Below are 23,291 nucleotides of genomic sequence, written 5' to 3'. Positions count from 1 at the left end.
CCGCGGGGATCTACCGTGATGTTCGTCAAGAGGTCGATCATGGGCGAGAGTGCGGCATCGTGCTCGCCGGTCAAGGCGACCGCTGCGCGGCGGCGATGCCGGCCTTGACCGGCTGCGCTCGCTGCCGCGTTGGCTTGCCATGATCGAAGGCTCATGCCGCAGGCCTGGCTGCGTGTCTCCAATCTGATCGGTCACGGATCATGGCGTTGAGCGTCACCAGCATTTTGCGCATGACGGCGGTGAGCGCGACCTTGCCCAGGCGATGATTGTCATCGACCAGATGTCGGTAGAAGGCCTTCATGACCGGATTGTGCTGGATCGCGCTGCGGGCGCCGTTGAAGAGCACTTTGCGCACGCTGGAGCGGCCATGACCAATGGACGCATGCCCGTGCTGCTTGCCGCTGTCGCGCGTGTGCGGGGCAAGGCCGCAAAGGGCCGCGATTTTCTTGCCTGACAGATGTCCGAGTTCCGGCAGGTCCGCGATCAATGTTTCCGCGATGGCGGGGCCGACACCGCAGAAGGTTTGCAGCCGCCGGCTGGTCTCGGCATGCGCGGAGCTTGCGATGCGTTCGGCGATGGCCTTGTCGACCGTAGCGAGTGAACGCTCAAGGGCGGCAATGACCGCCCGCAGGCTCTTGCGCACAATGGCGCTGTCTGCCACGTCGCAGCGGCAGGTCTCGGCATGCAGCAGAGCCTGTAACTGCCGGCGCCGCGATGCGAGTTCACGTAAGACCTCATCGGCCTCTGGAACCGACTCGATGTCGCGGCGAGCGAGCTCCTCGGCGGCAAAGTCGGCCAACAATTTGGCGTCGATGCGGTCCGTCTTGGCCTTGATGCCACGCCGCCTGCGATAGGCGACGACTTCGTTCGGGTGCACCTGCTTGAAGGCGACCTTCGCGCGGCGGAGACACCGTCGCAGAAGCCGCTCATAGCCGCCCGTCGGCTCGAACGCGACCAGGCCGATCGAGCCGGCCCCGATCTGCATAAACCAAGCGTCAATCGCTCGCTCACTGTTCGCGATCCGCTTGACCCGACTGTCACCCGCGATCGCAATGTCGATCCACTCCTTGGCAACGTCCACCCCGATCACCATCTTGTCCATGTGGCTGTTCTCCGACAGAATATGCATCTGGTCGGCACGCCGGATTGCAATGCGGGCTCAGGCCCTCTCTACCGTGCGCGTGTCAGACCGTAACGCCGGCGGTCCTAAGATTCCCACGGTCTTGCAGGACCTGACCAGTACTCGAGGGGCCGCCGACGCCCCATCCAACAGGATGGCGACGCCATCATGCAATCCAGTACGCCGCGGCTTATCGGTTCAATCACTGCCGTCTCTGGAATACTGGGTCACCCGCCGGAGCCTGTCATCGGGGCGCATTCGCGCGACCCGTTGGCGGGTAACGACAATTGAGTGTGGGTCGGCATTCTCGCGACGCATTGCGCCCGAGGCTTGCTATCAACTTCCCGCCCTCTCGTTCAGAGGGCGCAGGGAAGACCGGGTGCGCGCCGCACCCGCGGTCTCGTGTGCAAAGTGCGCAAAAGAAAACGCACACGAGCATACAGGTACAGCGGGAGCATCCCGGCCTTCCCTGCGCAATGGCTTTACGGCTTACTTCGTGCTCTCCCCGGCGAACGGCTCTTTTGCCACCGTCGCTGCGCGAGAATAGCCCCACGCAACTTAATGCCAGCACCGCGACATCAGGACCACACGACTTCGCCGTACGCATCCTGCGCGTACGTCTCGCGCGCATTCCGCGTCCACCGCATCTCACCGCACGTTCGTGACGATGGCCAACGCCCCTCATCTGCCGTGAGACGGGCGGAGTTATGCGGCTGATTTGCCCCTCGTGTTAAGCGGAATATTTTTGATTCCCGGGCTTGACACGATTTCTGAAAATCAGAAGTGATTTGCCTGTCGCACGACATCGCGCCTGCAAGGGCAGGCAAATCAGTAGCGGTAGGGTGGGCAAAGGCCTCTTGGCCGTGCCCACCATTCTCGATCGATCCCGAAGCCGGATTCGACGGCCCCGACAAGCTCGATGGAACTATTCCGCCGGCGCAAGCTGGCCCCTGCTCGAGCGTGCTGCAGCGGTCTCGCGCACCCGGACACGAGCACGGCGCTTGCGCCACCAGATCACGACGCCGGTCACCGACAGCGCCGCAACCACCAGCCCCATCACCGAGATCAGGATGCGGCCGGGCAGCCCGACGATCCGTCCGGAATGCAGCGGGAACTGCGCCTGCACGAAGATATCAGCGGCGGTGCCGACCCACGGCAGTCGCTCGCCGATCGGGCGTCCGTCCTCGCTGTCGTAATAAAGCTGCGCCGGGCCGACGCCGCCGGCGCCGTGATCGTCGCCGGGGTGGAAGAAGGCCGCAGCATACACGCCATGGGCCGGGCCGTAATTGATCGAACCGACCGGCGTGGTCCATCCTCTGCTCTTGCCGTCGGCCGCGGCGCGCGCGGCGATATCGGCATACGTGACCTTGGGTTCGATCGGATCGTCGAGATGCCGGTACGGACGCTGCTCATACGGCGTCGGAGTGTAGTTCGATACCGTCTTCATCAGCGGCGAGAACACCTCGAAATACAGGTTGAGCGAGAACGCCGTGAAGGCAATGACGAACAGCAGCGCCCAGGTCCACAGGCTGAAAGCGCGGTGGATATCGAAATTGATTCGGTAGGCACTGCCCGAGGTCTTGATCTTCCAGGCCGGCGCCCAGCGCGCCCAGAAGCCGCGGCCGAGTTCGCGCGCAACGGCTGGCGCCCGTTCTGCCCTGGCGCGGCGACGGGACGGCAGGGTGAGATAGAAACCGACGAAGCAATCGATGGTCCAGATGATCGCGATAACGCCAAGCACCCGCATCCCCCAGCGATCGCTGCCCCAGAACTCCGGAATGTGCATGGTGTAGTGCAGCTTGTAGAGGAATGAGACGAAGTTCTCGCGCGTCACCGGCCACACCGCGCCCCAGTAGCGCCGCCCGAGCTCTGCACCGGTGTTGGGATCGAGGAAGATCTGGTTGTAATCCAGGCTAAATCGCTTGCCGGTAGCGGGATCGATCCGCGGCAGCACGAAGAACCACAGCGATTCGCCCTTTTCCGGCGTCATGAACATGTGGACGACGCGCGCGCGCGGATCGCGCTGCTCGATCAGCTTGACAAGTTCGACGGAGGCAATCGCGGGACCGCTGCTGGTCACGTCGAACAGGTGCTTGTTCAAGAGGTCGTCGATCTCGTGATCCCACGAGATGATCGCGCCGGTGATGCCCGAAAAAAACAGAAAGCCGGCGGTGAGAAGGCCGGCCCAGCGATGCAGTCGCCCGAAGATCGATTTCATGGCTTCGCCCGTGCTGTTGGGTACTTCAATGAGCAAACATCATCACCGCCGGTCGACCGACCGGCGGTGATGTATCCGTTGCATTTCGCGGTCGACCTACCATCGATAGGTCAGCTTGGCGATCGCCTTGCGGCCCTCGGCATAGAAGCAGCTCGTATAGCCGTAGCAGGCCGCGACATAGCGGGTGTCGGCGATGTTGGTGACGTTCAGCGCCAGGCGATAGTTGTCTTTGGTGTAGGCCAGCAGCGCGTCGACCGCGGTCGAGGCCGGCACCTTGAAAGTGTTGGCATCGTCGCCGAAGGTCGAGCCGACATAACGGACGCCGCCACCTACCTGGACGCCGGCGAGCGGCCCGCTCTGCAGCGTGTAGTCGGTCCACAGCGCGAACCGGTTGAGCGGCACGGTGGTCGGCGCCTTGCCGACGTTTACGGGGTCCTCCGTGACCACGGCATCGATGTAGGAGTAGGCGCCACGGACGTTGAAGCCTTCCGTCAGCGTGGCCGTGCCTTCCAGCTCGATGCCGCGCGAGTTCACCTGCCCCCTCTGCTCGGCGGTGTAAAGCGGCGGCGCGAAGGTGACGACATTGGACCGCGTCAGATCGAACGCCGCCAGAGTGATCAGCGCATTGATTCCGACCGGCTGATATTTCACGCCGACTTCATACTGGACGCCGGTTTCCGGCTTCAGCAGCTCGCCCGCGGCGCTGGTGTTGAGCACCGGCAGGAATGATTCGGCGTAGCTGAAATACGGCGCGATACCGTTGTCGAAATTGTACATCACGGCGGCGCGGTGGGTGAGTGCCGAGTCATTCGTTCTCGCGGAAGACCCGGGTCTCGCGGCAGCCGCGGCGAGAAAGTCGTCGAGATCGGTCGTGGCGAAGTCCTGCCGGGCGCCGAGCAGGAACGAAAGCCGGCCGAGCTTGATCTGATCCTGCGCGTAGAATCCGATCTGCGACTGCTTGATGTTTATATCGTCAGCAGGGCCGAGATTGGTCCATGTGTTGGTGTAGACAGGCGCAAACACGTTGATCTTGCCGGTGCTGTACGCTGAAGCGACGTCCCGGAACGAGGTGTTGCGGTAATCGATGCCGAACAACGTGGTGTGGCTCAAAATGCCGGTGACGAATTTTCCCTGGAGCTGATTATCGACTGCGAAGGAGTTGATGGTCGTTGCACCGCCAGAGCCGGCGCGTGACATCAGGCCTGCGGCTTCGTCGGCCGCCGAGGTGTAGCCCAGGCCGTAGAAGCTCTGCTGTTCGTTGTGCATCCACGCATAACGCAGGTTCTGCCGGAACGTGAGCGCCTCGTTGATGTCGTGCGAAAGCAGGTAGCCCGCCGTGGCCAACTCGGTATCAAACCGGTTGAAATTGGGCTCGCCGCCGAAAAACGTATTCGGAATGATGCGGCCGTTGTTCGGAAACACCGTGCCCGACGGCGGCAGGAATTGCAGGCCCCAGCCGGCGGTGTCCTTTTGATAGTTGGCCAGCAGCGTGATGGTGGTGTCTTCGTTCGGCTTGATCGTCACCGCCGGCGCGATGAAGACGCGATTGTCCTTGGTGAAATCGACCTGGGTTTCGCCGTCGCGGACAGCGCCGGTGAGGCGCCACAACACCGTGCCTTCCTTGTTGGCCGGGCCGCCGATGTCAAACTGGCCCTGGTAGCGATTGAAGCTGCCGCCCGAGACGGAAATCTCGCCGAACTGGTAGGCCGTGGGCAGCTTGCTGACATAGTTGAGAATGCCGCCGGTGCCGCTGCCGCCGTACATCACCGAGGATGGACCCTTCAGCACTTCCAGACGCTCGGCGCCGTAGGGCTCCAGACCGAGGAAGTGCACATAGCGGCTGCTGGGCAGCCGCAGGCCGTCGAGATAGAGGCCCGGCATGGTCATGTCGAAACCGCGGATCTGCAACCCGCCGAAGCGCGTGTCGGAACCGCCGTTGACGTCGCCGCTGACTCCAGCGGTATAGCGGAGCGCCGCGCCGACCGATTCGGCTCCCTGGTTTTTGACCTGGTCGGTGGTGACGACGGAAATCGACTGCGGAGTTTCGATGATCGGCGTGTCGGTTTTGGTCGCGGTGCCGGTGCGGGTTGCGACAAAGCCGCGCACCGGACCGTTGGCGCGTTCGCCGGCACCTGAGCCTGATGCAGGCACAGCCGGTGCCGGCTGCGGGTTGGCGGCGGCGCGAGTGACGCGCGTAGCGCGCGTGGTCGCAGCGCGGCGGGATGGTTGGGCCGCGGCCGAACGCGCGCGCTGCTGAGGCGCGTCCACGGTGACCGGCGGCAGTGACGACTGCGCCAGCGCACCACCTGTCGGCAGGGAGAGGGTGAAACTGCTGACTGCCCCGAGGCAGATCATTCGCATCAGTTGAAGTCGAGTGGCGGAAAACGAATGAAATGCTGTCAGTGTCACCCTTAGATACCCCGAAGTCTGCCGGCTTGGCCGGTAGGATTTTTGATGCCTCGCTCTAACGCAGACATCTTCGGAGTTCGATGGGTGGTTGCTAGAATTGCTCCAGACTGCGCGATTGATCGGAATATCCCTGAAATCGTTCAGCACGCGCACGTCGTCTTGCAGACAGCCACGACGTGCGGCGGTGATCTCATCATCACGTCAATGCGACGGCCGGTTTGCCAATGGCAACAGCGGGAGAGAGTTGCGATCGCGTCGTTCAATCGTGACGCGCATCAGCGTCGCGCCGACGCGCAGGGTCGCCTCGAACTGGATTTCAGATTCCAAGCGCAATAAGGCCAGTACAAACCACAATCAAACTGACGACGATAACCGCAAGAAAACTGGATGAAGCAAAATCTTCGCGCATGACGACACCTACCGCCTCAGGCAAATCTCTCGTGAGCCTGAACCCTCGCCCCAGGGAGTCTCACATAGCCTCCGGTTGTTTGGGGATGGCTATCAAACCACTGGTTTGTTTCAGGGTGTCTTCGTTGGACTGAGAAAACGACTTCGTCGGAAGGTCCTGCTGTTGCGTCCCAGAGTTCCCACGAAACCATCACGAAGCGTGCTCGACGACGAAGCGTGCTCGACGATAGAGGGTGGGCACGGCGCACGCGCGCCTTTGCCCACCCTACCGTTCAGCCGCGCCTCAGCTCGTCGGCATGACGTAGGCGTAGTTACGGCCGCGCGAGACTGGGGCCGGCGTCCCTAAACCGTCGCCCGTTCGCCGGCCATCGCACGCTCGATCGCGTCTATCAAGACCTGGAGCTCGACGAATTTTAGGCGCGCGCGCTCCGCCTTGTCGCGATCGAACGGCGCGGCGAGCACCTTTGCGTGTGCATCGCGATCCTCAATCATGCGGTCACGAGCCTTCTTCAAAATCTCATGGCGTTCGTTCATCTGGTCACTACCTCCATCGCGCCGAAATCCCTCAGGCGAAGCGGACTACCAATTGATGATCACGGCGCCGGCAGTGACCAGCCCCAGGAAGACCGGCAAAAGGATGGGTGGGACAAGCCACTCGCTGAGAGCGAATTTTTTGGGATCGGGCATATACTCACCTGTTCAGTTCAGGCGGGACATGCCGCCGCATTTCTTTTCGAGTCAGGCCTGCTCGATCTATGCGCGAAAATCGATGCCGCGCAAAACAATGCCTGGGGGTTGCCTTCAAACTCTCCGGCGAGAAATTTCCGGGAAGCGCATTGCTCGATCCGATCCCGCAGCCGCACGAATTGTCGTTCGCGCTGGTCCGCCGCTGTACGCGAGACATGTTCGAGATCGTCCATCGCTGCGGCGCTGATGGCGCACGGTATCACCGTGGCACCGTCCATCATCGAGAACAGCACCACCATGCGATTGAAGTCATAACCACCGATGTCGCCGCGCACGAGTGTCATTTGATCCATCTCCGGCTGGTAAAGGCCATGCCGCCAGCTTTCATGCTCATCATTTCTTTCGAACGGGTTGAGGATCGATCTCCGCAATCCTGCGCAGGCATTCGGCTTCCGAATCGTGCGGACCAGAGACGAATGTTCCGCTGACTTTGGTGGAGTACCATCCGGAAACAACGCCGAGGCGGAGCGATTCTTCAGTCTTGACGTGACGAGGCGAGAGATTTTGCATTCGGTGCTTTCAGTTGCGCGTTCGAGGTAATTCGAGTGCGTGGCAAGAAGCTCGACTGCCGAGCCGGAATATTCGCCACGTCAGCTTTCACCAGCGAGGCGGGTGAGGTCGGCCAGTACGGTGGCCACGAGGTCGCGGTGATGCGTGTCGGTCGGCGCCAAATCCGCCGCATAGAGATTAAGGACGTACCGCGCCTTTGCGACCGCTTCCGGCCACGACTCAGCCGGGACGGTCAGGAGCTGTAGCTCGAGGGCGGCCTGACGGTCCCGCTGCAGCTTTGCGTTAGCCTCGACGTCGGCGAGCGCGCGGCGGATATCGGTCGCCTTTTGCGCCGCCATGCCCCGGTGCTTGTCGAGATCGACCGGGGTTTCACTCACGAGACGCGATCGCGTCGTCGCGCTGCGCATCGGAAAGATCGACCGAGCTGATCGAGATCATTTCCGTCGAAGCTTGGCGCGGCGCCGCGCCGGGGACCATGATCATGGTGGCGACGCGGCGGAAGCTCTGAAATGAAAGTCCTTCGATCATTTCCTCGTCGGTGATGACCTCATAAGCACCAGGCGGCAACAGCCGGCCGACCCCCTTGAGATGGAACGGACGCTTGAAATGAATCATTTCCCGTCGCGAGCGCATGGTCATGTATCGACCGTGCGCCCTTTCCCCGCAAATAGCTATCGATTTCTCGAACACAAAGCGGCATTCGTCCAGGTTAGGGTAACCCGCGCCAGCCGCTGAACCGGGGACTAATACGGCCCGGCATCGCAATTACGAGAACAATCGATCGGTCGCCTTGTCGAGCCGCTTCGCCGAACCGCTCGCGTCACTTAAATGACCAACCAATTCACCGGTTAGCCGGTAGATGTTCTTGCCCTTGAGGTCAAAGAGCTTCTTGCCGCTAAGATCGAAAATTTCGGGACCGACCACCACAGCAACGCGGGTTCCCTTACTGTTGAATATGCTGCCGTTCATGAGCGGCCTCCTTGTTTGACAGCCCGCTGTGAATGCTGCGCCCATTCGTCGTCAGTAGCGAGATAAATCGACCGGAGCCCGCGCCTTTACTGCGGCGGCCTCAGCGGACTGCCCAACCATCCCAGCGCTATGCGCAAAGCGCCGGCCGCCGAGGTATCTGTCTTCCCGGCCTTCACCCCGCCTGCAAGCATCATCGTGAAGGCAGCCTCGCCCCGCAAGGAACGGGGCGAAGCGCCGCGACGCAATCCGCCCTCAGCTCGTCGGCATGACGTAGGCGTAGATGCGGCCGCGCGAGACTGGCAACTCGCGGACGCGGTTGCCGCTGTTGCCGGAGATCATGATCGGATTGCCCTTGGCGTCGATGCCGGTGATGATGCCGACATGGCCGCCGCGGCGGCCGCGCGACATCACCGCAATGGCGCCGACCTGCGGGCCGGAAACGCGCTGGCCGTATTTCTCGAACGAGCTCGCCATGTCCGAGCCGGTGCCGCGATAGCCGGAATGCTGCAGCACCATGTTCATGAAGCGGGCGCACCACAGGCTGCCGCGCCCCGTCGGGTTGCCGCCGAGATATTTCCGCGCTTCGGCAACGACGTTCGAGGATGTGTAGCCTGAGGCCATCGCGCCGCTGTTCGGTGTTACCGTCGAATTGGATTCGACGCTCGTTCCTGGCGTGACGCTGGCGTTGGCATCGGCAAGACCGCGCGCGTGCATCTGCGTGACCGCGCGCTCCCAGCGCGATGTGTGCCGGGCGTGCCGGAGCCGGGCACGACGGCCGGCGCGCGCTGCCTTGACTGTGTTGGACGAGACGAAACCGCCGGGTGTCACCATCTCGGCGCTGCTTCCCAGGAAGTTCGGGTTGTTCTCGGCAAAGCCGCCTGTCTGCATTTGTGCAGCCCTGCGCTTCCAGCGCGACATCCTGAGAGCATGGCGATGGTGGCGATATGCATAATGCTTGACGTGATGGCCGGCGTGATAGGCGCGAGCGTGTCGCCCTGCGCCGTGATGTGGTTTTGCTGAAGCCGGAGAGACAAATACGAAGATGGAAGCCGAACACAGTGCCAGCGCAATGAAACGAAGCGACCGGCGAAACGCAAACAACTGACTCATACTTGAACCTCTAACACTCCCACACTTTGCGTTCGTCTACGAACGAACGCGGCCGGCGTTTTGCGTTTGGCGATGTGACGAGAGGAAGATTTTGTGTGGCGGAGAGGAAACAATTTCGGGGTGATTCCACGACGATTCGATGGCGAAGATGAACCTTTCCTGCCGCATTGCAGCCCCGAGAATTAATTGCAATTTTGTGGGTTAGCTGCGCAAGGAAGTTACGAAACAACAAGAAAATCGAGAGGAATCCGAAATGCCCGATGCCGTCGCCAAGGATCGCGTCCGTCTTTATTTCGAAGAGGCGGGAAGCGGAACGCCGATCGTCTTCCTGCACGAATTTGCGGCCGACCACACCAATTGGGAGCCGCAGATGCGCTACTTCTCTCGTGGCCATCGCTGCATCGTCTATTCGGCGCGCGGCTATACGCCATCCGACGTGCCGCCCTCGGCCGAGGTCTACACCTACGAGTATTTCTACACCGACGCGCTCGCCGTGCTCGATCACCTCGGCATTGCGAAAGCGCATTTCGTCGGCCTGTCGATGGGCTCCTATTCCTCGCTGCAGGTTGGCCTCAACGCAGCCGACCGCGCGCTGTCGATGACGCTCGCCGCCGTCGGCGCCGGCTCGTCACTCGAACATCTCGGCGCTTTCCGCGCGCAATGCGTCGCCAATGCCGAGCAATATGAGGCAATCGGATCGGTTGAAGTCGCCAAGGTGACGCGTGAAGCGCCGAGCCGGATTCCGTTTTTGCTGAAAGACCCGCGCGGCCACGCCGATTTCTACGCCGCGCTGGCGCGGCATGATGCCAGGGGCTCGGCCAACACCATGCGCAGCTTTCAGGGCAAGCGACCGTCGATCTACACCATGACGGATGCGATCCGACGCGTGCCGACGCCGGCGCTGATCCTGTGCGGCGACGAGGACGACAACTGTATTGAACCGAGCCTGTTCCTGAAGCGGCATTTGCCGGCCGCGGGGCTCACGTTCTTCCCGAAGTCGGGCCACGTGCTCAATCTGGAAGAGCCGGCGCTGTTCAACGAGATGGTGGAGCGGTTCATCGCGCTGGTGGAAGCCGGGCGATGGCCGGCGCGCGATCCGAGGTCGATGGTGGCGGCGGTGGTCTAACTGCAGCGCAGCACACGTGATGGACGCACCGGCGGAAGGGTTCCCTCTCCCCTTGCGGGAGAGGGTTAGGGAGAGGGGTGCCGCTTGCTCCGTCGTTGGACGGATAAAGATGGCCTCTGCGAAGACCTTATCTCGCGATGCGCGTCGTGTTGAGCTCACGATATCTCTTCCGCCGGAGCCCGGGGCTTACCCCTCTCCCCAACCCTCCCCCGCAAGGGGAAGGGAGCCCTGGCAGCGTGCTGACCTCACTCGGGGATAGATGGATTGCTTCGTGCTATCGCTCCTCGCAATGACGGTGGTGGCTACTTCCCCTTCCCGCCCCTACTCAGCAAGAACACGCCCTGCTCGCCGAACATGTTCCAGACCCACCAGGGCAGGTTCAGCGGCACCGGGCGGCCGTAGAGATCGAGCGCCACCGCGCGCTCCATCTTGACGTTGATCTCGTCGCAGAGCTGGACGAAATCCTTGATCGTGCAGAAATGGATGTTCGGCGTGTCGTACCAGGTCGCCGGGAGGTTTTCGGTGCGCGGCATGTGGCCGCCGACGAGCAGTTGCAGCCGCATCTTCCAGAAGCCGAAATTCGGAAACGACACGATCGCGCGCCGGCCGATGCGCAGCAGGTTTTCCAGGACCGGTTTCGGCTGCCGCGTCGCCTGCAGCGTCTGCGACAGGATGACGTAATCGAAGGCATCGTCCGGATAATTGACGAGGTCGGTGTCGGCGTCGCCCTGCACCACGGCGAGCCCCTTGGCGACGCAGCGATTGACGCCCTCGCGCGACAGCTCGATGCCGCGGCCATCGATGCCGCGGCTCTCCAGAAGTTGCAGCAATTCGCCGTCGCCGCAGCCGACGTCGAGCACTTTTGAGCCAGCCGGAATCATTTCGGCGACGAGGAGATGATCGGTGCGATATTTGCCGGTGCGATCGGGCGCGATGCCGCCGAGCGACAGGGCCTGTTCCTGTAACGCCATGTCAGGCTCTATCTCTCTTTTTTGACGCGTTTTCTTCACGCGAACCGGTATCCACTTCGCTCGAAAACGCTTTGCTATCAAGGCCGCGCGCATTGCCCGCGGATTCCAGGAAGGCGCGAGAAATGTCGAAGAACTCGGGCACGTCGAGCAGGAAGGCATCGTGGCCGCGGTCGGTCTCGATCTCGGCGAACGACACTCGCGCGCTCGAAGCATTCAGCGCATGCACCAGCGCCCGCGATTCCGAGGTCGGAAACAGCCAGTCGGAGGTGAACGACACCACGCAGAAGCGGGTCTTGATGCCGCGAAACGCTTCCGCCAGCACGCCGTCATGGTCGGCGGCGATATCGAAATAGTCCATCGCGCGCGTCAGGTAGAGATAGCTGTTGGCATCGAAGCGCTCGACAAAGGAAGAGCCCTGATAGCGAAGATAGCTTTCGACCTGAAAATCCGCATCGAACGAAAATGTCGGCAGCTCGCGATCCTGCATCCGCCGCCCGAACTTGCGATGCAACGCGGCGTCGGAGAGATAGGTGATGTGCCCTGCCATCCGCGCCACCGCCAGTCCGCGATGCGGATGCGTGCTGCGCTCGAAATAGCGCCCATGGTGCCAGTCCGGATCAGCCATCACGGCCTGCCGGCCAAGTTCGTGAAACGCGATATTTTGCGCCGAATGGCGCGTCGAGCAGGCGACCGGTAGCGCCGAAAACACCCGTTCCGGATAGGCTGCCGTCCATTGCAGCACCTGCATGCCGCCCATCGATCCGCCGATCACGCATAACAATGTTTGGATGCCCAGCCGGTCGAGCAACATGGCCTGCGCGCGGACCATGTCGGGAATCGTGATGATCGGAAAATCCAGTCCCCACGCCTTGCCGGTCGCCGGGTTGGTCGAGGCCGGACCGGTCGATCCCATGCAACCGCCGATCACGTTCGAACAGAGGATGAAATATCTGTCGGTATCGAGCGGCCGCCCTGGACCGACCATGATTTCCCACCAGCCGGCCTTGCCGGTCAGAGGATGCACGTTGGCGACATGCTGATCCAGCGTCAGCGCGTGACAGATCAGGATCGCGTTGGAGCGGTCGGCGTTCAGTTCGCCATAGGTCTGGTACGCGATCTGGAATGGCGCGAGATCGATGCCGCAATCGAGCTTCAAGGGCTGCTCGATGCCGAATTGGGCCACCGGCGAGGTCGGATGATCGGCCTCGTGGGCGCGGTCCTCGCTGTGAATCGACGGGCTGGATACCGACTGCAATTGTGTCATCCCGACCTTCCTCCTCGCGGAGGTCCTTACAGACAGAAATCAGGCCGCAAAAAACCCGGCCTGAACGAAAGGTTCGGCCGGGATCAATCTGTCCCCGGCCTGTTTAGCGAGTTGTTTAACGTGGCTGCAAGCCGGCCGGCTCAAATGACCACGGAATGGAACAAAGCTAGTCCGAAGCAGGTCCCTCGTCAAGGCAGCCGCATGGTTAACCCTGCACCGATCATGGCGGATCTGACGTTTCTCTTTGCTTTCGACGGCCGTCTTTTCTAATCAATGCACCTTGCTGGGTGGTGATTTCAGACCGATCCGGCGCTGAAGGTTTTAACATGTCCAAGGCTCCCCCGGCTCCGCCCTCGCTGCAGGAATTGCGCAAGGAGATCGACGCGATCGACGAGCAGGTCCATCGCCTCTTGATGGCGCGCGGCGACATCATCGACCGCCTGATCCAGGTGAAGCAGACCCAGGAGGTGGGGTCGGCGTTCCGGCCCGCGCGCGAGGCCAGCATGATGCGCAGCCTGGTCGAGCGCCATCGCGGCATCCTGCCGCTCGATACCATCGAGAGCATCTGGCGCGTCATCATCTCGACCTTTACTTACGTCCAGGCGCCGTTCTCGGTGCATGCGGACGTCTCGGTCGGCGAGCCCGCGATGCGGGATTCGGCGCGGTTTCACTTCGGCTTTGTCGTGCCCTATGTCGGCCATTTCAGCGCACAGGCCGCGGTTGAAGCCGTGGCGAAATCCAAGGGCGATCTGGCGCTGGTCTCGGCGGTCTCGAGCCGCACGCCGTGGTGGAGCGCGCTGGAAGCCGAAGGCGCGCCAAAAATCATTGCCCGGCTGCCGTTCCTCGAGCGCGCCGATCATCCGGCCGCGCTGCCGGTGTTCGTGATCTCGCGCGTGGCCGATGATGCCATGGTGACGGAGGTGCAGATGTGGAGCGTCCGCGTCTCGGGGTGGAACGCCGATATCGCCCGCGCGCTCGCCCCGCTCGCCGAAATCGTCGCCGTGCCCGATACCGCTTTCGACGGCGCGGCGCTTTTGGTGTCGGATGCCGGCGCCGGGTTCGAAAAGATCAAGACCGCCCTGATCCAGGCCGGCGCCTCGGTGCGCTCATCGGCTCTCGTCGGCAGCCACGCAACACGCTATACGGTGCCCCCGAACGGGTCGGCGAAGCCTTAAACGCCGTCCGAAATTCCGGAGTTGAAGATGAACCGCCCCGTGCCGAATCCCGGCATTCTCGATATTGCGCCCTACACGCCCGGCAAGAGCCCGGTGCCGGAGCCGGGCCGCAAGGTGTTCAAGCTGTCGGCCAACGAGACCCCGTTCGGGCCGTCGCCGAAGGCAATCGAAGTCTACAAGCACGTGGCTGATCATCTGGAGGACTATCCGGAAGGAACCTCACGGGTGCTGCGCGAAGCGATTGGGCGCGCCTACGGGCTCGATCCCAACCGCATCATCTGCGGCGCCGGCTCGGACGAAATCCTCAACCTTTTGGCGCACACCTATCTCAGCCAGGGCGATGAGGCGATCTCGACCGCCCACGGCTTCCTGGTCTATCCGATCGCGACGATGGCGAACGGCGCCAAGAACGTTGTCGCGCCCGAGACCAATTTTACCGCCGACGTCGATGCCATTCTCGCGCGCGTGACGCCGCGCACGAAACTGGTGTGGCTCGCCAACCCGAACAACCCGACCGGCACCTACGTGCCGTTCGACGAGGTCAAGCGATTGCGCGCTGGCCTGCCGCCGCATGTGCTGCTGGTGCTCGACGCTGCGTACTCCGACTATGTGTCGCGCAACGATTACGAGCTCGGCCTGGAGCTGGTGGCCACCACCGAAAACACCGTGATGACGCACACCTTCTCCAAGATTCACGGGCTGGCGGCTTTGCGGATCGGCTGGATGTTCGGTCCGGCGCACATCATCGACGCGGTCAACCGCATTCGCGGGCCCTTCAACGTCTCGACGCCGGCGATGCTGGCGGCGGTCGCCGCGATCGAGGACACCGCGCATGTCCAGAAGTCGAAGGCGTTCACCGAAGAGTGGCGCAACTGGCTGACGGAGGAGATCGGCAAACTCGGACTGAAGGTGACGCCGAGCGTCGCCAACTTCGTGCTGATTCACTTCCCGACCGAGAAGGGCAAGACCTCGGCGGATGCGGACGCGTTCCTGACCAAACGTGGCCTGGTACTGCGGGCACTCAACAATTACGGCCTGCCGCATGCGCTACGCATGACCATCGGCACCGAGGAGGCCAACCGCCTCGTCGTCGATGCCTTGCGCGACTTCATGGCGGCCAAGTGAGTACGGTACCGATCTTCCGACGCGTCGCGCTGATCGGCTTCGGCCTGATCGGCGGCTCAATCGCGCGCGCGGTGCGAGTCCAGGGGCTCGCGAGCGAAATCGTCACCACCGCGCGTTCGGAGAAAACCCGTGCGCGAGTTACCGAGCTCGGCATCGTCGATCGCGTGCTGGAGACCAACGCGGAAGCCGTTAACGACGCCGACCTCGTGATCCTCTGCATCCCCGTCGGCGCCTGCGGGCCGGTGACGCAGGAGATCGCGCCGTTCCTGAAAGCGGGCGCGATCGTTTCCGACGCCGGCTCGGTCAAGGGCGCCATCGTCCGCGAAATGGCGCCGCATCTGCCGGGCCATGTTCATTTCGTTCCAGCACATCCGGTCGCCGGCACCGAGCATTCGGGTCCTGATTCCGGCTTCGCCGAACTGTTCATCAACCGCTGGTGCATTCTCACCCCGCCCGAGGGCACTGACCCCATGGCGGTCGAAACGCTGCGCGCGTTCTGGGCCGGCATGGGCGCCAGGGTCGAGACCATGACGCCGGATCATCACGACCTGGTGCTGGCGATCACCAGCCATTTGCCGCATCTGATCGCCTACACCATCGTCGGCACCGCGGACGAGCTGGCGCAGGTAACGTCGTCGGAAGTGATCAAATTCTCCGCCGGCGGCTTTCGCGACTTCACCCGCATCGCGGCGTCCGACCCGACAATGTGGCGCGACGTGTTTTTGAACAACAAGGAGGCCGTGTTGGAAATGCTCGGCACCTTCAACGAGGACCTTTCAAAACTCACCCGCGCCATCCGCCGCGGCGACGGCGAGGCGCTGTTCGAGCATTTCACCCGCACCCGCGCCATCCGCCGCGGCATCGTCGAGATCGGCCAGGATTCCGCCGCGCCGGATTTCGGGCGCCCGCATCCACCGCTGAAGAAGACGGAGTGAGAAGGGCGCGGCTTCGCGCATGCGTGCCGGACGTTCCATCGTCATTGCGAGCCACCCGGTCGACGCGAAGCGCCGCCGGATGACAGGCTCCGCGAAGCAATCCATTTTTGCCGCTTGCGGAGGAATGGATTGCTTCGTCGCTCGCTCCTCGCAATGACGGAGTTGGCCGCTCCACACTAGGTCGTCATACCCGCGAATGCGGGTATCCAGTACGCCGCGGCTTCCCGATTCAATCATTGCTGTCTCCGGAATACTGGGTCACCCGCTTTCGCGGGTGACGACAATTGAGTATGCGTTCGCGTTCTCGCGACGCTAAGCGCCCGCGGCTTGCATGAACCTTCCCCTCAAACAGAGGGAGCAGGACCGGCACGCCTGCTGATCTCCGGAACCTTGGGGTGTTCTGGGAGTTATGAACCAAGCGGGATTGCGCGATTTTGCTTTCGGCTCAACACACACATGTGCCGCCTGTCGTCGCAAACGGCGGCATCGCAGGAGGCTCTCATGAGCATCAAGCGAATCCTGGTTCCACTTCCCGGCTCAGCCAGTCACACCGGTCAAATAGAAACGGCCCTGTCTGCCGCGAAGGCGTTGGGGGCTCACGTCCAGGCACTGTTCATCAGTGAGCCGCCGCCGCCGGTCACGCGTGGCGGCCTAACGGTCACCGAAATGGGACGAACGGCGGCCATCCCGGTAAACTGGCACGCCGAGGAACGGGAGCGAGCTGCGCGGGATGCGCGTGAGGTATTCGCGCAGGCCTGCGCGGTAGTCGGCATCCCGATGCTATCGGCGAGCGACGAGCCCGGCAGCCCGCTCGCAGCATCCTGGCGCGAAGCCGAGGGATCGTATGTGGAAATCGCGGTGCAACGGGCCGCTGCCTTCGACCTGATGGTCGCCGCAAGCGCCACCGTGATGGAATCGCTCATGGCCATTGCAGAGCAATCGCTGCTGCGGACCCGTCGCCCCGTACTGTTGGCGCCGGCTAGCCTGCAGAGTGATCTGACCGACAGCGTGATGATCGCCTGGGACGAGAGTCCGGAATGCTGGCACGCGGTCTCGGCTGCCATACCGTTCATGCAACTCGCCAAATCAGTGCAGGTCATAAGCGTTGACCGGGACGCCAGCAATCGCCAAGCCTCGCAGGCGGAAGTGCTTGCCTATTTGCGCTGTCATGGCATCGGTGCGACCGGGCAGGTGGTTGCACCGGAATTGCGCTCGGTGGGAGATACGCTGCTCGCGGCGGGGGCAGAGCATGAAGCCGGCCTACTGATCATGGGCGCCTATTCCCACAGCCGCCTGCGCGAGATCCTTCTGGGTGGGGCCACGCGCCACATCCTTAAGAACGCTTCGGCACGCCCCGTTCTCTTGGCGCATTAGCCCTCGTCAGAACGCAACCCAGCTCAGGTTGCCGCCAACGCCAACACTATGGCCGGCCGAAGGCGGGTTGGGGGCCGTGCCGGATTTCGGTCGCCCGCATCCGCCACTGAGGAAGACGGAGTGAGGCGCGGCTTAGGCGATTGCGCTCCGCTCTCCACGGCGAAGCGATAACGAGATTGCACAAAGTCGTCATACCCCGCGAAGGCGGGGTATCCAGTGCGCCGCGGCCTATCGACTCAATCACTAGCGCCTCTGGAATACTGGATCGTCCGCCCCAGTGCGCAATTGCGCACAAGGCGGACGATGACGGCGGATGCGAGATCGATTTGCCTATTCACAACGGCGGATCACGACCGCCGTCATCAAAACAGCGGCGGCACCTGGCCCACTTTCAGCGGGCCCAGAAACACCGCGCCATCAACAAAGCGCAGCGGGAAGGCGCGCGCTTTCCGCCCCTCGAGCTCCGCCTCCTTGCCGAGCGAATTGATACCGGCCGCGACGCCGGCATTGGCGTTCTGCTTGACGACCTTGCCGAGCCCCGGAATCGCCTTGTCGAGCGCGCCGAATAGATTGTTGAGGTCCTGGCTCTTGACGCCGGGTGCGACGCGATCCAGCGTTGCCTGCGGCACGCCCTCCTCCAGCATCTTCTCGAGGCCAAGCGCCGGAATTACTTTCTCGATTCCCGCCACCGTCATCTGCAATTCGCCGTCGATTCGACCCTGCGCATTGAGGCTCAATGTGCCCGCGGCCAACGAGATCAGATCGCCCTGCTGAATCCGCGACCGCACGATCTCGACATGGCCACCCGCTGCCTGCAGCTCCCTGAACCGTTCGGGCCACGGCTTCGGCGTAAAATCCCTCAAACCAGTGAGCTTCGTCTGGATGTCGGTGTCGAACGGCTGCGCCAGCACCGGGTGCACCTCCTGCACATTGCCGCCCGATATCTGCAGTACGGCTTCGATCACGGGGTGATCCTTCGTCGAGCCTTCGGCAAGACGGCCGTGCAACTCGACATGGCGGGCGCGCGCGAGCGGGGTCTCGACCGGTCCGTTGACGCGGTCGATCGAGGGATTGTCGAACACGATGGAAGCGCGCTGCGGCACATCGGGCAATCCGCTCACGCTGCTGCGGCCCAAGGTCCAGTTCACCTTCATCGACGGCGGCTGGCCGCGATCGGCGAGCGTAGCCGGCGCCTTGAATTCGGCGATCAAGAGTTTCGGCTGGTAGATCTGCGCGATCACCATGATCTCACCGAGCCGCGCGGTGAACGGCACCTGCGCGCCGGCGATCTGCGAGACCAGCGAAACGCTGGCGTCGTCGCAGCGGACTTCGAAGCGGAACGGGAAGCCGGCCACCGAACGCTTGCCGCAGGCATAGACCCGACCGGCTTTCGCCTCCTGCAGCGCCCACGCATCCGCGCGCACGCCGACTTCGGAAGCGGCATAGAACCAGAATGCGCTCCATGCCGCGGCGGCAATGACGAGCAGCGCAGGCATGATGAAGAGGCGCCACAGCGGGCGCCGGCGCGGCGCGGGGGTCATGTCAGGCATGCGGCGTCCTTTGGCTAGCGATTTTGGCGAATGTAAGTATCCGCTCGTCGCAACAAAAGGCATTGAATCCACTTCGCTTTGTCGCGCCGTTCTGGTAGCGGTGCACCCGGCATGTCCGCAATTGAGTTCAACGATACGGAATTCTCGCAAGGCGACCTCTGGGTGTTCGGCTACGGCTCCCTGATGTGGCGCCCGGGCTTCGAATTCATCGAACGGGTTCCGGCGCGGCTGATCGGCGAGCACCGCGCGCTCTGTGTCTTTTCCTTCGTCCATCGGGGCACGCCGGAAAAGCCCGGCCTCGTTCTCGGACTCGACCGCGGCGGCGCCTGCCGCGGCATCGCATTCCGCGTCGCGGAGAAGCACCGCGCGGCCACCATCGCCTATTTGCGCGAGCGCGAGCAGGTCACTTCAGTCTACCGCGAGGTGATGCGGTCGGTGTGGCTGGAGAACGATGCGCGTCAGCGCGTCAGTGCACTCGTCTACGTGGTCGATCGCGGCCACGTGCAATATGCCGGCCGGCTGTCGCTGGCTGAGCAATTGCGTCATGTGCTGCAGGGGCACGGCCAGTCCGGCGTCAACCGCGATTACGTTTTGGCTACCGTGAAAGCCATCGAAGCGGAAGGTTTTCGCGATTCGCAACTGCACCGGCTCGCGGCGATGCTGCACACCCAGCATCCACCGCCTCTTCCCACAGAGAACAGCGACCGTTGAGCTCGGGTGTGTGCTCATAAGCGGACTGAAATGAAGCCCAGTGCCGCGATAGCCCGCATCCGCCATTGGAGGCAAAGCGGACCTCGAAGGTCGGGGCCGCGCACGTCTGTTAGTGACCGCCCCCTTAGCCGACCTATGGACCGGATGCGAGTGCCATGAGGATTGTGCGCAGGCTTAAGAGCACTACGACGCAGCCGACTAGAAGCATCAGGACTTTATCCGGGATGTGTTTGGTCGCAAGCGCTGCGAACGGCGCCGCGATGACTCCCCCGATGATAAGACCGGCGATGATAGGCCACAGGCTCAGGCCAACGGTGAGAAAGAAAGTCGTTGATATGGTCAAAGTGACGAAAAACTCGGCCAAGTTGACTGAGCCGATGGCGTAGCGCGGCGTCGCACCTTGGCCAAGGAGTGTAGAGGTCACGACCAGGCCCCATCCTCCTCCGCCAATGGCGTCGAGGACGCCGCCGAACAAACCCAGAGGGCCGACTGCGCGCGGAGTAGGTGCCTCAATGGGGCGAGCCGCTAGCGCCTTCCAGACGATAAAAGCGCCAAGCAGAAGGAGGTAAGCGCTGATGAAAGGCTTCAAGGCTTCGCCGGGGAGTTCGGAGAGTGCAAAGGCGCCGATTGCCCCACCAATCATTCCCGGAATGGCAAGACGCAGGAGCAGTTTGCGGTCAACATTGCCAAAGCGCCAATGGGCGAGACCCGAGGCGCCGGTGGTGAATGTCTCCGCCGCATGCACACACGCGCTTGCGGTGGCGGGAGGCACGCCCAGGCCGAGGAGCACAGAGGTAGCCGTTACGCCGTAGGCCATGCCGATCGCACCATCGATCATTTGCGCGACGAAGCCTATGATGACGTAAAGGAGTACGTCGTCCCACATGGGAATCCCCGATCGACCTGTTTCCGCCGGTTACGAACGCCAGCACGGCGTCCACACTATCGACCTCATATTCTTAACAAGCCAAAGACGTCCCCAATTTCATCAACAACACGCACTGCTGTTCCGCAAAATCGCTCTAGTCTAGTTGACTTGCGCCGTCGCCGGCCGGCCCGGCGCGGGCGCAGGCTGATCGGAAGGTTCCGGCACGAGATCGATGCCCGCTCCGGCGAGGCGCACGCGCACCTCCGCGGCGACATATTTCGCATATTCCGACAGCAACAGACGCAGCGTCGCGCCGCTGGTCCACCACGGCTCGTCGCGCCATTTTTCGCCGATCACCGCGAACGGTATCAGCGTGACATCAGGCATCGCATGCGACAATTCCAGAATGGCCCGCGGCATGTGGTAATTCGACGTCACCACGATCAGCGACTTGAAGCCGCGCTCCTGCGCCCAGCGCCGCGTCTCGGCGGCATTGCTGCGCGTGTTGACCGCGGAGCGGTCGAGATCGACGCAACAGCCGAGCAGCGACTGGTTGTCGGGCAGCGAGCGGGAAATGTCGCGCACGGCGTTGGTCGGATGCACACCCGAAATCAATAGCCGCTTGCCGTAGCCGCCGGCCAGCAATTCCATCGCATCCGAAACCCGCGACGAACCGCCGGTGAAGACCACGATCCCGTCGGCGCTGCGCGCCGGCTTGATTTCGACGCCGCGCAATTGCGAGAGAAAGGCGATGAAGCCTACCGCCGCAGCGACGAACAGGATCGCCATTGAGCCGACGATGACCGCACGCAGCCATCCGCGCGGCCGCGCGGCACCCGCCCTCGGCGTGCTATCGTCGTGCTGCAAATCCATATCGTCCGGCAACCCTCGTCCCACGGATAATTCTAGAACGTTTTCACGCGAAGTGGAGTCCCGGTCCGCGGGTCAAGTCCGTGACTTGCTTCACTTGAAAACACCAATGGCCCGAATCAATCGATATCGTCCAGCGTCGCAAACAGCGTCCGCCGCGACGCCCAGGCGGTAATGGCGGCAATCGCCACGGCCTGTACCGCCAGCGCCAGATAGCCGGACGGCGGCAGCGAAAATGTCCCGAGCAGCGCCGCGAACTGATCGCCGACAGGGGTGCCCGAGAACCAGCCGGCGATCGATTCGGAGAAGCCGAAACCGAGCATCGCGGCGCCGCCGCCGATCACCCCGCCCTCCAGCCCGAGCCGGAGAAAATGCCGCAGGAAATGGTTGGCGATATAGCGGTCGCCGGCGCCGACGAAGTGCAGCACCTCGACGATCGGGCGATTCGCCGCCATCGCGCCGCGGGTGGCGAACGACACCGAAATGATCGTCGCCACGATCACCAGCGCGAGAATGCCGATGCCGGCAAACACGGTAGCTCCGGTCATCGAGCGCATGCGCTCGATCCAGGCGCGGTGATCGTCGACGCTTGCCGACGGCGCCACTTGCGTCACCCTGGAGCGCAATGCCGCGAGGTCGAGCGTGGTGCCGGGCTGGACGCGCGCGACGACGACGCGCGGCACCGGCAACTGCTCGATCGACAGCCCGCTGCCGAGCCACGGCTCCAGCAATCTGGCCGATTCATCCTTGCTGAACGGTTTGACCTGGACGATGCCGGGCTGCGTCCGCATCGCCTCCACCACCGCGGCCGCGTCGCGCTCGAGATCGCGCCCTGCCTGCGGGCGCACCTGAACGGTGATTTCGCTGGCGACTTCGGACTGCCATTCCGCCGCCGATGCGCTGACGAGCAGCACGGTGCCGGTGGTGATGGAAGCAAGGAACGTCATGATCGCGACGACGGCGACCAGCGCACGGCCGGAGATCGACGCTCGCGGCACGATCGGCGACATGTTACGCGCCCGCGCCGGCACCTGCGGACGTTCGTTGCCGAGGTCCACCAACGGCCCATGCTCGTCACCGGCCCTACTCATAGATGTGCAGCCGTCCCTGGTGCAGCACCATCCGCCGCGCCTCGTACTGGTCCATCAGCGTGATGTCATGGGTCGCGATGATCACCGCGGTGCCCAGCCTGTTCAATTCGATGAACAGCCGCAAGAGGCGCCGGCCGAGCGTCGGATCGACGCTGCCGGTCGGCTCGTCCGCCAACAGCAATTGCGGCCGCGAGATCACCGCGCGCGCGATCGCCGCGCGCTGCTTCTCACCGCCCGACAGGATCGGCGGCAGCGCGTCCATGCGCTCGCCGAGGCCGACCCACTTCAGGAGATCGATCACCTCGCGGCGATAGCTGGATTCGTCACGGCCCATCACACGGAACGGCAGCGCCACGTTCTCGTAGGTCGTCATGTGGTCGAGCAGACGAAAATCCTGCAGCACGATACCGATGCGCGTGCGCAGACCCGCAATCTGATCCTTGCCGAGCAGCGAGACGTCCTGGCCGAACAGGTTGACGAGGCCGCGGGTCGGCCGCAGCGACAGAAACAACAGCCGCAGCAGCGAGGTCTTGCCCGCGCCCGAGGGACCGGTGAGAAACTGGAAGGAATGGGCGGGAATCACGAAGGAAAGGTCGCGCAAAATCTCCGGGCCGAGCCCGTAGCGCAAACCGACATTTTCGAACCGAACCAAGCTCAGCTCCGCTCGACATGTACCATGGCCGAGCTCCGCTCGGCGTGGACCGTGGCCGGAAACCCCGGACTTGAACCTGAACCTGGAC

Annotated in this window: 22 protein-coding genes and 1 riboswitch; of the genes, 6 read left to right on the top strand and 16 right to left on the bottom strand. The window is 63.0% G+C overall.

What is annotated here, in order from left to right; translation table 11 throughout:
* Positions 1 to 151: 151 nt before the first annotated feature.
* From V1273_RS04995 to V1273_RS04955, 9 genes are all read right to left on the bottom strand, one after another.
* Positions 152 to 1,129, bottom strand: coding sequence for an IS110 family transposase (locus V1273_RS04995; protein ID WP_334408422.1), 978 nt, complete (start codon positions 1,127 to 1,129; stop codon positions 152 to 154).
* Positions 1,130 to 2,045: 916 nt separating this feature from the next.
* Complete coding sequence (fsrB, locus tag V1273_RS04990; protein WP_334408903.1) at positions 2,046 to 3,338, bottom strand: siderophore utilization protein FsrB; 1,293 nt, start codon at positions 3,336 to 3,338, stop codon at positions 2,046 to 2,048.
* Positions 3,339 to 3,434: 96 nt separating this feature from the next.
* Complete coding sequence (locus tag V1273_RS04985) at positions 3,435 to 5,693, bottom strand: TonB-dependent siderophore receptor (protein WP_334412172.1); 2,259 nt, start codon at positions 5,691 to 5,693, stop codon at positions 3,435 to 3,437.
* Positions 5,694 to 6,497: 804 nt separating this feature from the next.
* Positions 6,498 to 6,689, bottom strand: coding sequence for a hypothetical protein (locus V1273_RS04980; protein WP_334366536.1), 192 nt, complete (start codon positions 6,687 to 6,689; stop codon positions 6,498 to 6,500).
* 170 nt (positions 6,690 to 6,859) lie between these two features.
* On the bottom strand, positions 6,860 to 7,186 hold the full coding sequence (locus V1273_RS04975) for a DUF1488 family protein (protein ID WP_334408902.1): 327 nt from the start codon (positions 7,184 to 7,186) through the stop codon (positions 6,860 to 6,862).
* A 306-nt stretch (positions 7,187 to 7,492) separates the two neighbouring features.
* Positions 7,493 to 7,789, bottom strand: coding sequence for a hypothetical protein (locus V1273_RS04970; RefSeq protein WP_057842871.1), 297 nt, complete (start codon positions 7,787 to 7,789; stop codon positions 7,493 to 7,495).
* The gene (locus V1273_RS04965; RefSeq protein ID WP_334366534.1) at positions 7,782 to 8,051 is read right to left on the bottom strand and encodes a hypothetical protein; all 270 of its coding nucleotides are present in this window, start codon (positions 8,049 to 8,051) and stop codon (positions 7,782 to 7,784) included. The genes V1273_RS04970 and V1273_RS04965 overlap by 8 nt, the downstream gene beginning before the upstream one ends.
* Before the next feature lie 126 nt (positions 8,052 to 8,177).
* Positions 8,178 to 8,381 carry a hypothetical protein gene (locus V1273_RS04960; RefSeq protein ID WP_334408900.1) on the bottom strand — a complete coding sequence of 68 codons (204 nt, stop codon included), beginning with the start codon at positions 8,379 to 8,381 and terminating at the stop codon, positions 8,178 to 8,180.
* A 252-nt stretch (positions 8,382 to 8,633) separates the two neighbouring features.
* Entirely contained in the window at positions 8,634 to 9,269 is a 636-nt protein-coding gene (locus V1273_RS04955) for a TIGR02594 family protein (RefSeq protein WP_442894063.1), read from the bottom strand.
* 475 nt (positions 9,270 to 9,744) lie between these two features.
* Between V1273_RS04955 and V1273_RS04950 the strand changes: the two genes are divergently transcribed.
* Complete coding sequence (locus tag V1273_RS04950; RefSeq protein ID WP_334408898.1) at positions 9,745 to 10,617, top strand: alpha/beta fold hydrolase; 873 nt, start codon at positions 9,745 to 9,747, stop codon at positions 10,615 to 10,617.
* Between the two features lie 302 nt (positions 10,618 to 10,919).
* On the opposite strand, the gene metW is transcribed toward V1273_RS04950, so the two are convergent.
* Both metW and metX read right to left on the bottom strand, forming a co-directional pair.
* On the bottom strand, positions 10,920 to 11,588 hold the full coding sequence (gene metW, locus V1273_RS04945) for a methionine biosynthesis protein MetW (RefSeq protein ID WP_334408896.1): 669 nt from the start codon (positions 11,586 to 11,588) through the stop codon (positions 10,920 to 10,922).
* Position 11,589: 1 nt separating this feature from the next.
* The gene (gene metX, locus V1273_RS04940; protein ID WP_334408895.1) at positions 11,590 to 12,852 is read right to left on the bottom strand and encodes a homoserine O-acetyltransferase MetX; all 1,263 of its coding nucleotides are present in this window, start codon (positions 12,850 to 12,852) and stop codon (positions 11,590 to 11,592) included.
* Between the two features lie 82 nt (positions 12,853 to 12,934).
* Positions 12,935 to 13,014: riboswitch (SAM riboswitch) on the bottom strand.
* Positions 13,015 to 13,178: 164 nt separating this feature from the next.
* On the opposite strand from metX, the gene V1273_RS04935 reads away from it, so the two are divergent.
* The 4 genes from V1273_RS04935 to V1273_RS04920 all read left to right on the top strand — a co-directional run bounded on the left by V1273_RS04935 (position 13,179) and on the right by V1273_RS04920 (position 17,461).
* The gene (locus V1273_RS04935; RefSeq protein ID WP_334366529.1) at positions 13,179 to 14,027 is read left to right on the top strand and encodes a chorismate mutase; all 849 of its coding nucleotides are present in this window, start codon (positions 13,179 to 13,181) and stop codon (positions 14,025 to 14,027) included.
* Positions 14,028 to 14,054: 27 nt separating this feature from the next.
* Positions 14,055 to 15,152, top strand: coding sequence for a histidinol-phosphate transaminase (gene hisC, locus V1273_RS04930; protein ID WP_334366528.1), 1,098 nt, complete (start codon positions 14,055 to 14,057; stop codon positions 15,150 to 15,152).
* Entirely contained in the window at positions 15,149 to 16,087 is a 939-nt protein-coding gene (locus V1273_RS04925; RefSeq protein ID WP_334408894.1) for a prephenate/arogenate dehydrogenase family protein, read from the top strand. The genes hisC and V1273_RS04925 overlap by 4 nt, the downstream gene beginning before the upstream one ends.
* Before the next feature lie 501 nt (positions 16,088 to 16,588).
* A complete protein-coding gene (locus V1273_RS04920; protein ID WP_334408893.1) occupies positions 16,589 to 17,461 on the top strand; it encodes a universal stress protein in 873 nt (290 codons plus the stop codon).
* 362 nt (positions 17,462 to 17,823) lie between these two features.
* Here the strand turns inward: V1273_RS04920 and V1273_RS04915 are convergent, their stop codons facing one another.
* On the bottom strand, positions 17,824 to 19,011 hold the full coding sequence (locus V1273_RS04915; protein WP_334366525.1) for a DUF2125 domain-containing protein: 1,188 nt from the start codon (positions 19,009 to 19,011) through the stop codon (positions 17,824 to 17,826).
* A 111-nt stretch (positions 19,012 to 19,122) separates the two neighbouring features.
* On the opposite strand from V1273_RS04915, the gene V1273_RS04910 reads away from it, so the two are divergent.
* Positions 19,123 to 19,722: a gamma-glutamylcyclotransferase gene (locus V1273_RS04910; protein ID WP_334366524.1), complete on the top strand. Its 600-nt coding sequence runs from the start codon at positions 19,123 to 19,125 to the stop codon at positions 19,720 to 19,722.
* A gap of 133 nt (positions 19,723 to 19,855) precedes the next feature.
* Here the strand turns inward: V1273_RS04910 and V1273_RS04905 are convergent, their stop codons facing one another.
* The 4 genes from V1273_RS04905 to ftsE form a co-directional block, all read right to left on the bottom strand.
* Complete coding sequence (locus tag V1273_RS04905) at positions 19,856 to 20,608, bottom strand: sulfite exporter TauE/SafE family protein (RefSeq protein ID WP_334366523.1); 753 nt, start codon at positions 20,606 to 20,608, stop codon at positions 19,856 to 19,858.
* A gap of 141 nt (positions 20,609 to 20,749) precedes the next feature.
* Complete coding sequence (locus V1273_RS04900; RefSeq protein ID WP_334369147.1) at positions 20,750 to 21,463, bottom strand: YdcF family protein; 714 nt, start codon at positions 21,461 to 21,463, stop codon at positions 20,750 to 20,752.
* Positions 21,464 to 21,579: 116 nt separating this feature from the next.
* The gene (locus tag V1273_RS04895) at positions 21,580 to 22,551 is read right to left on the bottom strand and encodes a cell division protein FtsX (protein ID WP_334366522.1); all 972 of its coding nucleotides are present in this window, start codon (positions 22,549 to 22,551) and stop codon (positions 21,580 to 21,582) included.
* Positions 22,544 to 23,203, bottom strand: a complete 660-nt coding sequence (gene ftsE / locus V1273_RS04890; RefSeq protein ID WP_028348200.1) for a cell division ATP-binding protein FtsE — start codon at positions 23,201 to 23,203, stop codon at positions 22,544 to 22,546. Before ftsE ends, V1273_RS04895 begins: the two co-directional genes overlap by 8 nt.
* Positions 23,204 to 23,291: the final 88 nt, after the last annotated feature.

The organism is Bradyrhizobium sp. AZCC 1721 (genome assembly GCF_036924715.1).
Taxonomy (GTDB): Bacteria; Pseudomonadota; Alphaproteobacteria; order Rhizobiales; family Xanthobacteraceae; genus Bradyrhizobium.
This window is presented reverse-complemented; position numbering and strand designations above follow the sequence as displayed.

Excerpts from the sequence above, each read along its gene's own strand:
- V1273_RS04995 (WP_334408422.1), bottom strand. The coding sequence starts at position 1,129 with ATGCATATTCTGTCGGAGAACAGCCACATGGACAAGATGGTGATCGGG.
- fsrB (WP_334408903.1), bottom strand. The coding sequence starts at position 3,338 with ATGAAATCGATCTTCGGGCGACTGCATCGCTGGGCCGGCCTTCTCACC.
- V1273_RS04985 (WP_334412172.1), bottom strand. The coding sequence starts at position 5,693 with ATGATCTGCCTCGGGGCAGTCAGCAGTTTCACCCTCTCCCTGCCGACA.
- V1273_RS04980 (WP_334366536.1), bottom strand. The coding sequence starts at position 6,689 with ATGAACGAACGCCATGAGATTTTGAAGAAGGCTCGTGACCGCATGATT.
- V1273_RS04975 (WP_334408902.1), bottom strand. The coding sequence starts at position 7,186 with ATGACACTCGTGCGCGGCGACATCGGTGGTTATGACTTCAATCGCATG.
- V1273_RS04965 (WP_334366534.1), bottom strand. The coding sequence starts at position 8,051 with ATGACCATGCGCTCGCGACGGGAAATGATTCATTTCAAGCGTCCGTTC.
- V1273_RS04960 (WP_334408900.1), bottom strand. The coding sequence starts at position 8,381 with ATGAACGGCAGCATATTCAACAGTAAGGGAACCCGCGTTGCTGTGGTG.
- V1273_RS04955 (WP_442894063.1), bottom strand. The coding sequence starts at position 9,269 with ATGCAGACAGGCGGCTTTGCCGAGAACAACCCGAACTTCCTGGGAAGC.
- V1273_RS04950 (WP_334408898.1), top strand. The coding sequence starts at position 9,745 with ATGCCCGATGCCGTCGCCAAGGATCGCGTCCGTCTTTATTTCGAAGAG.
- metW (WP_334408896.1), bottom strand. The coding sequence starts at position 11,588 with ATGGCGTTACAGGAACAGGCCCTGTCGCTCGGCGGCATCGCGCCCGAT.
- metX (WP_334408895.1), bottom strand. The coding sequence starts at position 12,852 with ATGACACAATTGCAGTCGGTATCCAGCCCGTCGATTCACAGCGAGGAC.
- V1273_RS04935 (WP_334366529.1), top strand. The coding sequence starts at position 13,179 with ATGTCCAAGGCTCCCCCGGCTCCGCCCTCGCTGCAGGAATTGCGCAAG.
- hisC (WP_334366528.1), top strand. The coding sequence starts at position 14,055 with ATGAACCGCCCCGTGCCGAATCCCGGCATTCTCGATATTGCGCCCTAC.
- V1273_RS04920 (WP_334408893.1), top strand. The coding sequence starts at position 16,589 with ATGAGCATCAAGCGAATCCTGGTTCCACTTCCCGGCTCAGCCAGTCAC.
- V1273_RS04915 (WP_334366525.1), bottom strand. The coding sequence starts at position 19,011 with ATGCCTGACATGACCCCCGCGCCGCGCCGGCGCCCGCTGTGGCGCCTC.
- V1273_RS04910 (WP_334366524.1), top strand. The coding sequence starts at position 19,123 with ATGTCCGCAATTGAGTTCAACGATACGGAATTCTCGCAAGGCGACCTC.
- V1273_RS04905 (WP_334366523.1), bottom strand. The coding sequence starts at position 20,608 with ATGTGGGACGACGTACTCCTTTACGTCATCATAGGCTTCGTCGCGCAA.
- V1273_RS04900 (WP_334369147.1), bottom strand. The coding sequence starts at position 21,463 with ATGGATTTGCAGCACGACGATAGCACGCCGAGGGCGGGTGCCGCGCGG.
- V1273_RS04895 (WP_334366522.1), bottom strand. The coding sequence starts at position 22,551 with ATGAGTAGGGCCGGTGACGAGCATGGGCCGTTGGTGGACCTCGGCAAC.